This is a genomic window from Sunxiuqinia dokdonensis (genome assembly GCF_001270965.1).
Taxonomy (GTDB): domain Bacteria; phylum Bacteroidota; class Bacteroidia; order Bacteroidales; family Prolixibacteraceae; genus Sunxiuqinia; species Sunxiuqinia dokdonensis.
On record NZ_LGIA01000024.1, the window covers coordinates 68,989 to 83,659 of the forward strand.

Here is a 14,671-nt window from a genome sequence, read left to right on the forward strand (position 1 = left end):
ATTAATCATTTTTAATAAGAAAGCATGACTGCTCCACTGTCCCGGTTGCCATCGCCCCGGACCAGGACATACAGGTAGTTTCCGGGCGGTAGCCGGTCAAGACTTGCTGATCCGTCGTTGGTGCGGCTTCCGTCCCACCAGGCTTTTTCAAAGCTTCCCCAGAAATCGAGGTTGCCATATTTTTCGTGCTCATACAACTTCTTGCCCCACCGGTCAAAGATCAACAAGGTGGCATTCGGATAATTGTCGATACAATAGATCTGGAAGAAATCATGAATGCCATCTCCGTTTGGAGAGAAACCTTCGGGGATAAACATGGTACAATCCCCCTGAATATCCAAATAGTCTGGATGCCCATCCTGGTCCATATCATCGTCGAAATAAACATTGTTGTTGTTGTAATCCTCATAGAATGTTGGAATGCCGTCGGCATCATCATCCGTATCACGCCAGTCAGGAATACCGTCACCATCGAAGTCCTGCAAGTGCGGGTTCGATCCAAACGGATTATCCAGGTTGTCGGGATTGAATCCTCCGAAGAAATTGTCGTACGCGTCATCCAATCCGTCACCATCAATATCAGAATACTCCGGACTGATTTCCGCAATCCCTTTGGCACCAATGTCATAACCTTCGATATAATCCGGTACACCGTCATTGTCCGAATCGGTATCCTGGAAGTCTGCCAGGCCATCGTCGTCAGTGTCAACCGGACGAATTCCCAGGCGGCCACCTTGCTCATAGGCATCGTCCAGCCCATTGTTGTTGTTATCCACACCCCAAGGTGCAATGTAGCCGCCGGTGGTTTGTCCTTCGATGTTGTCGGGGATACCATCATTGTCGGCATCAATATCCAGGTAGTCCGGAATACCGTCACCATCCGTATCGACGCTGTCGTCGCCTTCCACCCAATCCACAATACCATCGTTGTCTTTGTCGATATCAATCTCGTTGGGCACGCCATCACAGTCCGAATCTTCAAAAATGGTGATGTACACCATGGCTTCGTCACAAAGTGAGAACAGGTTCACATCGCACACCCGGTAGCTAAAGCTATCGACGAAGGCCGAGCCACGCACGTATTCATACTGGAAGGTTCCGTCTTCGTACAGGGTCACCGTTCCATGCTGTGCCTCCAGCGTGGGTGTGGTGTCGATCTGCAGGGCGTCGCCATCCGGATCGGAATCGTTGTTCAGCAGATCACCAAAAATGGTGAAGCAGCCGTTCACAAAGAAATCATCGGTGGCAATGGGCGCCTGGTTGGGTTTCAGAATCGTGATGGTCACCACGGCCTGGTCTGACATCACCTCACACGGATCAGTGTCAAAAATCTGGTAAGTAAACTGGTCGGTTCCCACATAACCCGCCTCCGGAATGTAGGTAATCGTATAGTCGTCGTTCACCAGCCAGGTGCCGTGTGATGGCTCCGAAATCACCACCAGCGACGTACCGTCCAGGTTGCCTTGGGGATCGCTATCGTTGTCCAATACCGGGATGTCAACCGTTCGGGTGTGCTCGGTAATGGCCACGTCGTTTGTAGCGACCGGTGGTTGATTTTCGGGCAGAATCGTGATCGTGAGTGAAGATATGGCCGGTGCGCATCCTGAACCGTCCGACAGGCCGTAGGCGGTGAGGGTCAAGCTGATGGATTCGCCTTGTACTTCCTGACCTCCGGGAATGTAGATTGGGTGGAGCAGGCTGGGGTCGTTGAAGTGGCCATCACCGTTCGTGGTCCACAACAGGCTGCTGTAGTCGCTGGCCGTAGCGGTACCCAGCAATACGCTATCACCGGAACAAATCGTGTAATCACTTCCGGCATCGGCAATCGGAACCGGAAATACTTCTATTTCGCCTAACTCATGGTTGATACAGCCAAACAAGCTGGTTTGTTCGGTAGAGATGCTATAGGTTCCCGGCAACACATTCCAAGTGATACTGATCTCGCTGCCAAATACGGGGTCGCCATCCGTATCTGTATCGGTGAAATCAGTGCCTGTTGGGTTGTCCAGAATGATTTCGGTACCGTCAGAAGCTTCCAGTTTCCATACCCAGGTGGAGCCTTCCTCTCCATCAATCCGGTAAGTGCGTTCGGCACCAACACATACTTCATCAATGACATAGCTTTCCTGTGCAGCAACCCCCAAGGTCACCGCCAGTAAAGTCATCAGCAGTATGGTTTTTAGCCTGTTCATGTTTAGTTACGAGTTTCGAGTTACGCGTTTCGAGTTTCAGGTTTTGCACGCATGGTTTCTCTTTTCTTCATTCGATATTGATTATTGAATATTCGTCATTGGTTATTTCTTATTACTGTTATCAGTTGTCAGTTATCAGTTATCAATTGTCGGTTCTCACAATCTCATCTTCTCACACTCACACTCTCTCCCAGTCCCATCTTCTCACCTTCATGCCTTCGCTCTTTTAATTCTCCACCTGATAAATCCTTGAGTTCACAGGTATCGGGTGAACCGTCAGCTCGATGTCTTCCGAAGCGTCCAGGTTTTCACCATAGCGGTCTTTCAAGTTTATAATCCGGTAGGTCGTGGTTTGAGAAGGATAAACATGAATCTCCTTCGGATTCTCCTCCGCGTCTACCGTGTACGCTATCTGTTCAATCACCCCATCTTCGCCAACGGCTTCGAGCGTAAAGCTCCAGGCCGGCTGTCCGGTTAAGGTGACAGTGATAATGGCCGGATCGCTGATGCAAATCTCACCCGGATAAATCGCCAGTTCAGCGGTGGGCAAATTCTCCAATACTTCGAGCCTACCCACTTTCAGGTTGTTGGTACAGCCTTCCTCATCCACCGCCAGCACCCGGTAGAAATAGATGCCGGCTTTCAGCCAACGCACGCTCACCGTTGCTCCCGTGTTGCCGCCTACAAATTCCGCTTCATCGGGCAGGGCATTGCCATCCACCGTGGCAAAGTTCACACCCGGGTTGTTATAGATGTCCCAGGTATAGGTATCATTTCCTTCCTGAACCACGCTAAGCTCAATGGTTTCTCCCTGATATACCGTACGCATCTGGGCCGCAGCAAAAGCCACAGTCAACATCACCAGCAAAATTGCCAGCGCCAGACGGATTATATGGTATATCAATCGTTTCACATCAATCAGTTGTCAGTTGTCAGTTTACAGTTTCGGGTTTCGAGTTTACAGTTGCTCATTTCTCTTACTTGTTTATTTCATTGATACAATTTATAGTTATCGGTTTCGAGTTTAAAGTTGCCAGTTATCGGTTCTCTCCCTCTCACGTTCCCATCTTCTCCCCCTCTCGAACTTAACCACGGAGAACACAGAGTTTTTTCACAGCGTTCCACAGAGGAAATATCCTCACTTCGCGCCTTCTCACCCTCTCACGCTCACCCTCTCTCTTCCCCGTACCGCTCCCGTTCGGAGTCTAAAGGACTGAATCCGTTGGCGACTTTGGCACATACCCTTGTCAGGTGGCCGGTCGCTATCCCAATAGTTGTTGCCGCGTAATACCAGCCTGGCTGGGCGGCTTTCTGTTGGGGGCCGGACATAGCTTTCCCATTGCAGGCTCGGAGGCCTGATCACCAAATTCCAGAACAGGTGCGTGGCGGGCGCTTGAAGGCGGGCCGGTGCTCGATTACGAACCGGATCGCATGTGCGCGGCTCACCCCGGGTATTTTGCCAAACGCTCGGCGGCCTGGCTACCGGTGGCCCGTGCTTGTTCGAAGCCCCAACATCCCACGGGGGGATCTTCGCTTCTGATATGCTCATTCGCATGGGTTCTTCATCTTTTCAAATTCCAAGTTTCATCCGGCAGCTGCCGGATTCAAATTCCAAATTCCAAGTCTTCCCGAGCAATCGGGACGCTCTTCTGTCGCAGATTCTCGCGCTCTCATCGTCTCACATTCTCAAAATTCAACCACAGAGAACACAGAGTGATTCACAGAGTTCCACAAAGGACTACTCGTGCCTTCTTGACGCTTTCAGAAGCTTGTTCCGGTCAATCGGAAAGCTTCACACGCTGACCCGTCGATCAAATCCTGTTCTTCAAACTTGACAGCGTCGCTAGACCTGTCAACGTTTCTGTTCAACTACAGTACTTGTCCCGGTAACGGGAGAACACAGAGCTCAATACTGCGAACGATGCTCGACTTTCATCTCACCCGCTCTCAACATCTCACGCTCTCTCACTCACCCTCTCTCATTCTCACGCTCGCTTTCTCAACTTCCCCGAACCCGCTCCCGACCCCATTAGGGGATCGGGAATAGGTGGGATGAAAAAGCAATTAATTTATTCCTTAGTTTTTAGGTAAGAAATCGTCTCCTGCGGGAGCTGTTCCATCTGTCACGGTAGGTCTTGGAGTCAATGTATAGTCAAGAACATCATTCGCATATCCATCAACCCAAGGGCAATCATCAGCCGTGCCTGCATCTGGACCATCTGTCGTATGAAGATCACCTAAATCGGCCGTCGCATAAGCACTTGTAGAAGGGTCATACATGATACCATCGACAGCAAAATCGATATTGATAGCCGCAAGTGTCTCATTTTTGTTGTGGTCAACAGTTAAACGCACAATGATACATTCCCCAGAAGCATCTACACCTGCCGCGCCACCACTTGGAAGCACTGCATCGTCAGCAGTAAAAATATTAGAGGTAAAATCGCCGCTTCCGGCTGTTGTCGAATTCCAGGTTCCAGATACAGCGTCAGTGGGGTAAGCCCAGTCAACAGCCATGGTGTTTCCTCCGGCAGCGACCATATCGCTTTCAACTTGGAAAGTAGGCAACCAAGAATGTGAGAAGTTAGCTGCAGTTACGGCAAAATAGATGTAGTTTACGCCGTAATCCATTACTACTTCACCAGCTGTGGCATCCCATGCAGCACCTTGTACTTTTGAAACACAGTCTTCTCTGTTTGTATTAAGAACGCCATCAGTACCCAAAGCAACCATGTCAAGTGTAAATGCGTGTACTGGAACAATCTTGTAAACCTGAACATTATCCGTACAACCGGTGGCAGTCTCTGCATAAGTGACCAAGAATACATCGGTTGATGGATCAAATGATTTCCAGGTAATATCAATTGTTTCTTCTGTGTTTGCAGCATTATTATAAGCAGCATAAGTTGGAGTTGTACCCGCAGCAGTTATGAAATCACCACCTATTGCTTCAATATCGGTTGTAAGTATACCGTTAGTTATGAAGTTGGCATTTGTAGTTACAAACCAATTAATGGTTGTATTTCCTGGGTCACTTACGGATACAGTATATTCGTAAGTTGTTCCTGCAATCGGGTTTAACGGACCTGAACTTACACAAGTTGCATCAATAGCTTTCGGAGTAGGACAACCTGTTGGAGCAGTGGTCAGATTTTGCCCAAACGATTTAGTTATACCAGCCAAAACCGCCAGTACCATAAACGTTAGAAATAAAATTTGCTTTTTCATCATGTAAAATTTTAATGTGAATACTAATTGTTTTAAAGTGTTAATTGACTGCCAGATGCTAGATCCTTGATTCTGGATGTTAGATACTAGATGCTAGATACTGGACAAATAGATGTTAGATATTAGTTTGTCGTTCTTTTTCATAGTGGTCCTGGTGAATCACCATTTGGTGGATGCAACAGGAGGAGTCATTCAGTCGTCCCCGAAGGGATGGGTGACTACCCGGCTTGCGCGGGCTGACGGTTTGGCAACCGGTTGGGGAAAGTTTGCTGGGGTTTCAGCCGGGTCCTAAGCGGCTGGGTGGCTCTCATGCCTTGGTTGTGTGCGCCCCAACAGCAGGTCCTTCCCGGTTCCGGTAAGCGATCGGTTCATTCGTTTAGTCTCATAGGCCAGTGGTTTAAGTTTTTCGCTTTTAATTTCATATGCTTGTTCTCCTTTTAATATGTTTGTTTAATCACATTGGGCCTTGGCGTGATGATAATTTCCCGTGTTTGCGGAGCAGACTCATTGCCTGCACAATCCCTGACCCAATAGCTGATCGTATGTGTTACATTGCCAAAGGTGACTCCATCACCGTAGAAGCGAATGTCGCTGCTATAATTCGAAGGTTGTCCATTACCGCTAATGCTTGTTTGAGGCACCATTGTATAGGGTGCTTCCAAATCATCCGGGTCGGGCGTTGGCGTAAAGTCAATTTGCCAGCGAATGGTGTAATTTGACGAGGCTCCACAATTGTCGCCCACTTCATTGAGATCCTCCAGATCAAGATCCAGCCGTTCGTCACCGCTGGCAAAGGTGTACCAGTCGGGGCGGGTTGGTGTAATATCAACGGTTGGCGCATAGAAGGTAGCCTCCCAAATGTTTTCAACACATGCTGTAATCGCTTGCAGATTTCCAATTTCCGGCGCTTCGGTATCAGTGACGGTAATGGTCTGCCTGTAAGAGGCGCTCGTATTGCCACAGTCGTCGGTTACACGCCAGATGTTGGTATAGGTTCCCGTGTAGGAGCAGCTGCCCGGGGTAAATGTTTCGCTGACTTTCACGATGTTGCTGACATCGCTGTCGCAATTGTCGGTTGCTACGGGGAATAGGGCTTGTGCTGTCGTCAGCGCATCCGGATCGTCGCAGGAAACCGATCTGTTGAGAGCCGTTGGGAGCGTAGCCCACTCCGGTGCGGTTACATCCTGAACCGTGATGGTTTGCGTATTGGTGCCCGTATTGCCGCACTCATCGGTAGCGGTCCAGGTGCGGATGATGGTGTAGCTGCCTTCGCAGCTTCCTGCTAGGTGCTCATCGGAGTATGCCAGGCTAATTTCCGCATCCGCCGAGCAATTGTCATAAACATAGGGCCATCCCGTGTCGTCCGGGTGGTCCGACTCGCTGCATTCAATGGCAGTAGAAGCCGGCGAAACGATGGTTGGCGCGGTGCGGTCCACTTCGGTGATGGTTTGGGTGTAGGTGGTGCTGGTATTCCCGCACAGGTCGCTAATGGTCCAGGTGATGGTATGGATCTTCGATTGAGGGCAATCACCGGCTGCCACCGTGTGCTTTCTATCCAGCGATGATAGATCCAAACCACAATCGTCAGAGGCAACCGGTTCCCGGCTGGCGGCTGCCGCCAGGCCATCGGCATCACTGCATTCAACTACCTCGTCCAGCTCTCCTTCGTACGATTGCCACACGGGGGCTTCGGTGTCTTCAACGGTAATCACCTGCGTATAAAACGTGCTGGTATTTCCACAGTCATCAGTTACCGTCCAGGTATTGGTGATGGTGCCGGTATTCGGACAACTGCCTCCGGTTAAAGCTCCTGATGATTTTGTGATATTGGTGACGTTGCCGTCGCAATTGTCAACCGCTGTGGGGTACAAAGCCTGGGCTGCAGCCAGTTCTGCCGCGTTGTTGCACGAAATGGTCCGATCCAGGTTGCCGGCGCTGGTTGTCCAGCTTGGGGCGCTGTTGTCAACCAGGGTGATGATTTGGGTATAAACGGCGCTGGTATTCCCGCATGCGTCTGTCACGGTCCAGGTGTTGGTGTAAGTTCCCGCCTGTGGGCAGCTACCCTGGATAAATCCGTTGCTTACTTTGACAATGTTTGTCAAATCCAAGTCGCAATTGTCATCGGCCTCAGGAAACAAGGCTTGAGCAGCTGCAATTCCGGTTAGGTTATCGCAGTCAAGTGTTTGGTTCAGTGCACCGGCAGCGGTCGTCCAGGTAGGGGCGGTATCGTCGTAGAAGGTAATCCGCTGCGAGCAAACATCGGTCAAGCCGCCCATGTCCTCTACCGTAAAGGTGCGAATGACCTCAATCGGGCAGGTTCCGCTTTGTGTATCCGAATAGGAATAGCGGGTGATGCCGCAATTGTCGGTCGCTATTCCGCCTGCTGTGGTAAATTGGGCCTCGGTAATTTCAACCGTCGTTTCGCTGTAGGCCAGGCCACCCACGCTGGTAATGGCGCAGGCAGGAATGTCAATGGCAGCAGGGCATTGAGTGATTTCCGGCGGCGTATTCACTTCAATGGTGATCGTTACATCAGCTGTTGCGGTACAACCGTTATCGTCCGTTACCGTTACGGTATAGGTGCCCGAGGCCAGCAGGGTTGCTGTTGGTTTGTCTTGTACGGGCGAGGTATTCCATGAATAGGAATAGGTACCTGTGCCGCCCGAGGCGCTTACCGTTGCTTTCCCGTTTACCGTTTCCACGCATGTTTCGTTTACCACATCCGAGATTGTCGCTGTGAGGGCCTCGTCGGGTTCGGTAATGGTCACCGAAAGCTCGTCGGTACAACCGTTGGCATCGGTTACCGTCAGGGTGTAGGTTCCGGCAGTCAGGTTGGAAATGTCCTGCGAACTTGCCCCGGTATTCCAGAAATAGGTGTAGGGGGGCAGACCTCCGCTAACGGCTACATCAATGGATCCGGTGGCATCACCCTTACACAAAATATTGGTTTGATTGATTAGGCTGGCAACCGGTGGCTCCGTTACCGTGATGTCAACCGTTGACGAAACAGCCGGACAATCGCCTGCCGGGTTGTTGGTGGTCAGGGTTAAGGTGACGGTTCCGCTGCCAATGGCTGGCGTATAGCTTGACGTTAACGAGTTGGCATCGGAGAAGCTTCCGCTTGGTGCACTCCAGGTGGCGCCGGTGGCCGCTCCGCCAATGGAACCGTCCAGCGTGATGGAACCACCCGCACATACCTGTTGTGGCTGGCCGGCATCAACGGTGGCTGCCGGGTCAATGCGGACATGGAGGGTGAAGGTAATCCCGAGGCACGGACCTGCCGTTGGGGTAACCAGGTAAGTAGCCGTAACCGGCGATGTGGTGGTATTCACCAGCGTTTGGCTTACAGAGGTTTGCGGGCTGCTCTGGGCCGATCCTCCTGTGAAACCGCTGCCGGCAGGGGCTGTCCAGGTGTAGGTCGTACTTGCAGGCATGCCGGGTACGGTAAAGTCGAACGCTGTGCCGCTGCACGTGGAGGTATTTTCTGTGGAAGTTACCGTTGGCACCGGGTTGACGGTGACCTCCACTTGTGCTGTAATCGGACAGTTGAAGTAGTCGACCAAATCCAGTGTGTAGGTGCCGGCATCTGCTTGTGTTACATTGGAAATGGTTGGGTTTATTTCGTTAGAGGTTGACCCATCCGGAAATGTCCACTCATAGGTAATTGGTTCATTGCCGCCACCAACATTGGCCATTAACTGCAAGGTTTCGCCCTCACAAGGCGAATTGGCTGTAGGCGTAGCCGTGAAAGGCGTAGCATCCAGCGTACCAAAGGAGATATCGTCGATACCGAAGTCGTTACCGCCTGCAGCTGGCTCTATATTTTTAATTCGGATGGTAATGGGGCCGCTTATGCTCCCGGAGTTCCAAAGCACGTCACTGTAAAACCTTATCCATCCATCGTTGGAATTATTGCTTACACCTTGTGGAAGCCTTCCTGGTGTACCAACAAATTCATCATTTACTTCAAATTGCAAAACAGCATCGTTGCCTGCACTATTCAAACTCATGGCCCAAGCCGAGAAATAATAGCTGGTATTTGGCTCTACATTTACTGTCTGCTCCCAAATTGGAGTGCCTGCATTGGTGTTCCCATTTACAATCATAAAATTTCCGCTACCAGAAGTATGATCATATCCCCAAAAGTTGGTGTGGTAGTTATTTGCATTGGGACCAACCCCATACAATCCTTCAGGATTAAGTTCTGATTGACCGCCTACATCAGCCCGGTAGCCATATGTACCTGTACTAAAACCTGTATTCCCAGCTTCAAAATCCCCGTTCACAACCAAATTATTGGAGACCGTAATATTTCCGTATCCGGTACAGCCATTGGCATCAGTTACGGTCACTTCGTAGAACCCGGCCAGGTCCACCTCAATACTTGGGGTGGTTTCGCCGGTGCTCCAGAGGTAGGATGAAAAGCCGCTGGTAGCGGTAAGCTGTATTTTCCCGTTGCCGGTGCAGTAGTTTGCTGTAATCTCTACTTCGGGTTCGGGACGTACATTAACGGTTACGTAGGCTGTTCCGGGACAGTCGAGATCCGGGTCGGTATAGGTAACCGTGTAAGTGGTGGTTTCCGAAGGTGTTACGCTGGTCGGGTTCTCCTCAGTAGATGTCCAGTCGGATGTATTTGAGGTCCATAAAATTTCAGCTTGCGATTGCGGTTCGCCGGTTATAGTCACATTATCAATGGCCCACCATGAATTGTCATCTGCCCGATATCTGAACCGGATATAGATGGAAGGTTCTCCAATCGGAAGGTTTATTGTTACTTCCTCAAAGTTGTCAGAAGAACCACGACTGCCTGAAAAGGTTTGCAGGCTAGTCCAATCTCCGGTTCCGGTCGGTGACCACTGGACTCGGGCTCTTCCAGAGTCTCCTTCCCGGAAGTGATGCCAGAAGGTTAATGTAGCACTTGTATAGCCCTCTGTACTGAGCTGTGGACTAATTAAATTGGTTGATGTACTTCCTCCTTCAGCATCGTTGTTGGATAGGTAGAATTGGCTATGGTCGTTTGAATGAAATATGTTGTGAACTGTTGTTGTTTGATATTCCCAGTCCCAAGGTCTAGGGCCTACCCATACCCATTGGCTTTCTTCCCATGAATAATCATACTCATCAGGTCTTAGCGTCCATGCCGCCTCATCTCCACCACTGGTTGTCCAATCATTTGCTCCTCCGTTAAAATCTTCTATTAGGATGTCTGTGTCGAGTCCAGCCGCGATATTGGCCGATGAAAATAAATCCACGCTTTCACCGGGGCAAATGGTCGTCTCAGATGCGGAAGCCGTAACCTCCGGGGCTGGCATCACCGTTACATCCAGGTATTGTGGACTGGGATTTACACAGTCGTTGGAACTTAGCTCAAAGGTATATCTAACACTGATCGGATTGGAGGACGTGTTGTACAAGGGTTCGCTAATATTTCCGGTACCGCTATTGGCCGAGTTGTAGGTATCTGCAGGGCGCGACCAATTAAAAACTGTACCTGAAACATTGCTTTCAGGTACAAAATTTAACATCGACCCACTACAAACCGGCGAGGCTGTATTGGTTAATACCGGGGCCGGGGTCACCATCACAACAACCTCTTGGGTGTTTGTACAACCATCGGGGGAGATCAATGTGTAGGTATACGTTACGGGAATCGGATCGGTCACCCAGTCTTCCAGTTCCAGGGTTTCATCAATCCCGTCTTGCCCGCTATTTGCTGATGTCTTCACACCCGGTATAACAAGCCTTTCCCAGTCCATTGTCGTCCCTGATGGCTCAACAGTAGGGGCGTAAACGAATTGGGTATTTCCGCAAATACCGGTTGGAGTCAGCGTACTGGTCAGCACGGGCTTTTGGTTCACTGTTACCTCGGCTATATCGCTTTGTGTTTGTTCACACGCGGTGGAGCTGGCATCGCGCACACTCACCAGTTCGTAGGTGTAGGTTCCGGGCGTGTCAGTGGGCACATTGAGCGTGACAAAATCATTGCTGCCCGTTGTTTCAATCGTTTGGTTGGCACCGCCATCCACCGAGTACGTAAAGGTGTAAGGACGGGTGCCGCCGCTGCCAGTAAAGGTAATCACCGGTTCCGTATCGTCCTGGCAAACCGAAGGGGTGCTGGCGGCTATCGTTGCCGTAGGCAGGGGATTGACGGTAATTGTGGCACTCTTTCCGGTTTGTTCCTGCGAGCATCCGGTTCCTCCCTGCACACTTACTAAGTTATAGGTAAAACTTCCGTCAGTTGAATTCGTTGCAACCACGGTTGCTGTGTTACCCGATGTTGTAACCGTTTCCGCTGCTCCTCCATTGATGGTGTAGGTAAAGGTATAGGGGGCTGTGCTCCCTAAGCCGGTAAAGCTAATTTGGCTGGCATCTCCCTGGCAAACGGTTGTCGTTCCGCTAATGGTAGCCGTAGGTAAGGAGTAAACCGTAATGGTTTCCGAGTCGGATTGCGGATTTGAGCAACCATTGTCGCTTTCAACCGATACCAGGGTATACACATAGGTTCCGGTTGTGTTGGTTGGTATGTTTAAGCTAAGCGTGTTTCCAGAAGTGGTTGCTTGGGTTTGGATGGCGCCTCCGTTTATCCGGTAACCGAAGGTATAAGGTGCTGTGCCTCCCGAACCGGTAAAGGTAACCGTGGGTTCAGCGCCGTTCAGACAGGCCGAATTTGTCGATGCATCAATCGTTGCAGTTGGCAAGGGCTTCACGGTGATGGTTTTCGCCTCGGTCAATGGTTGGGAGCAAGCGGTTGAGCTGGCATCGGTCACGCTAATTAAGCGGTAAATGAAATCACCAGGCGTGTTTGTTGGCGGGTTTACCACGCGGCTGTTTCCCGAAATTGTTGTCAGAAGTGGTTGTACAGTCCCATTGATCGAGTACTCGAAGGTGAAGGGCGCTGTTCCCACTGTCCCGGTCAGCGTAACAATGGGGGAAGGCTCGTTTTGGCAAACTTCGGTTGTGGAGGTCGTAATCATCGCATCAGGCGTTGGGTTCACCGTAACCGAAACCGAACCGGACTGGCTTTGCCCACAACCGTCATCTCCGGCAACAGACACCAAATCATATTTAAATATCCCCGATGCCGAAGTTGGCTGAGTAATGGTCGCAATTCCCGAAGCATCAGAATTGATGGTTTGGTTTGCTCCATTGTTGTATTTGTAGGTAAAGGTGTAGGGGGCAAGGCCGCCACTTCCCGTAAAAGTGATCACCGGAGCTGCTGCTCCCTGACAAACTTCTGTCGGATCAGCGGTAATCGTAGCTGTTGGCAAGGGGCTGACGGTTATGGTAGCTGTTCCACCTTGGGTTTGTTCACAAGTATTGGCATCGCTCACCCGTTGCAATTCGTAGACGAAATCACCGGTGGTTGAAGTGGGTACGGGTACAGTTGCCACATCGCTGGATGAAGTCGTGCTGACCGTTCTTTCGACTCCCTCGTAATCGAGGTAGGTAAACGTATAAGGTCTCGTCCCGTTATTGCCGGTAAAAGTGATGACCGGCGAACCAGCTCCTTGGCAAACGGTTTGGTCACCCAATATGCTGGCTGTCGGCAGGGGGTTTACAGTGATGGTGGTTGAACCGGTCTGGGATTGCACACAAGCCGTTGAACTGGCATCCTGTATGCTGATTAATTGGTAGGTAAAGCTACCGTCGGTTGACGTATCAACCGGAATAGTAACACTATTTCCGCTAACAGTTTGCTCTGTTTGTGGCGAGCCTCCGTTAACCGAATAGGTAAAGGTGTAAGGAGCCGTTCCGTTGCTTCCGGTAAAGGTGACTGAGGCCACTTCTCCAACACAAACCGAATTGTCGGATGGCGTTACGGTGGCTGTTGGCAGTGGGTTGACCGTAATTTTATAAGTAAGCGGCGTTCCGCTGCACCCGTTAGCCGTGGGCGTTACGGTTATGGTAGCTGTAATGGGTGCCGATGTTGTATTTGTTGCGGTAAAGGACGGAACAGGGCCAGTTCCGCTGGCGGACAATCCGATAGCTGTTTTGTTATTGGTCCAGGTGAAGGTGGTTCCGCTTACCGGGCCGGAAAGGGCCGTTGCCGGAACAAGATCGCCTTTGCAGTAGGCCTGGTCGGCAATCGCATCTGCCGTAGCGGTAGGTTTTATCCCCACGGTTACGATCTGGGTGTTGGTACACCCATTGGCAGTTAGCATGAACGTGTAAGGTACATCAATAGTCTCGGTGGTTGTGTTGATGAGGGTTTCCGAAATGATATTGGTATTGCTACCATTTCCTTCGGGATTGCTAATTCCGTCGACCACCGGCCGGTGCCAACTCAGGGTCGTACCCGTTACAGACGGTACAGCCGTGTAGTTAAACGAAGAACCACTGCAAACATCCGAAGGGGTTAAATCACTGAGCAAGGTTGGGGCTGGATAGACCGTAACCGCTAACTCCTGCGTGTTGGTGCAACCATTGGCGGTCATATTGACTACATAGGTTACAGTCTCGATTTGGCTGGTTGTATTGATTAGGATTTCACTAATTGGTCCTGTTTTTGGGTCGATTGGGTCGATTGTCGGATTGCTGATTCCGATCACTGCTGCCCGACTCCATGTGAAATTTACGTTTTCGGTATCACTGGCCGGCGCACCACTAAACACACTTCCGCTGCAGACGGATTCCGTGAGCGATGATAGTACAGGCGTTGGGTTCACGGTAATGGTGAAGGTTTCTGAAGGGCCGGTGCAGCCATTGGCCTTTGGAGTAATTGTAATGGTTGCAGTTACAGGGTCTGGGCTGTTATTCTCCGTGGTGAAAGAAGGAATTGCGGCGACATCGGTTTGGTCTGCCAATCCAATAGTAGTTCCGCCAGAAATATCAAAAACAACACCAACAGGCGAACCGGTCAATGAAATGACAGGCGTTGTTTCCCCCATACAATAGGTTTCGTTGGACGGAGCAGTAACGGTTGGGATTGGGTTGACGATGATGGTCAGGGCCGAGGTGCTGGTACACCCTGTTGCATCGTTGGTAACCGTTACGTTGAATACGGTTGATGCCGAGGCAGCTCCATCCGCAGGTATGTTCAAAGGGCCTCCTGTCCAGTTAAAGCTGAAGTTGGCCAGGGTTTGCCCGTCATCGAGAATAGCGTCGTTGTATGCTGTTACATCAAAGCCTGCCGCTTCATCGGCACACAGAATATCGTTAGCTGCAGTGACAGCAGGATCCGGGTTGACGGTGATGGTCAGGGCCGAGGTGCTGGTACACCCTGTTGCATCGTTGGTAACCGTTACGTTGAA

General features: G+C 50.7%; 4 protein-coding genes. All 4 read right to left on the bottom strand.

Translation table 11 applies throughout. The features are described from left to right. Positions 1 to 11: 11 nt before the first annotated feature. Entirely contained in the window at positions 12 to 2,192 is a 2,181-nt protein-coding gene (locus NC99_RS02725; RefSeq protein WP_053179592.1) for an Ig-like domain-containing protein, read from the bottom strand. Positions 2,193 to 2,418: 226 nt separating this feature from the next. After that, complete coding sequence (locus NC99_RS02730; RefSeq protein WP_157624390.1) at positions 2,419 to 3,105, bottom strand: hypothetical protein; 687 nt, start codon at positions 3,103 to 3,105, stop codon at positions 2,419 to 2,421. A gap of 1,163 nt (positions 3,106 to 4,268) precedes the next feature. Then, positions 4,269 to 5,423 (bottom strand): hypothetical protein, encoded by a 1,155-nt coding sequence (locus tag NC99_RS02735; RefSeq protein ID WP_053179597.1) that lies wholly within the window; start codon positions 5,421 to 5,423, stop codon positions 4,269 to 4,271. A gap of 434 nt (positions 5,424 to 5,857) precedes the next feature. Continuing rightward, on the bottom strand, positions 5,858 to 14,671 hold an 8,814-nt coding region (locus NC99_RS02740), incomplete at its 5' end, for a PKD-like domain-containing protein (protein ID WP_053179599.1).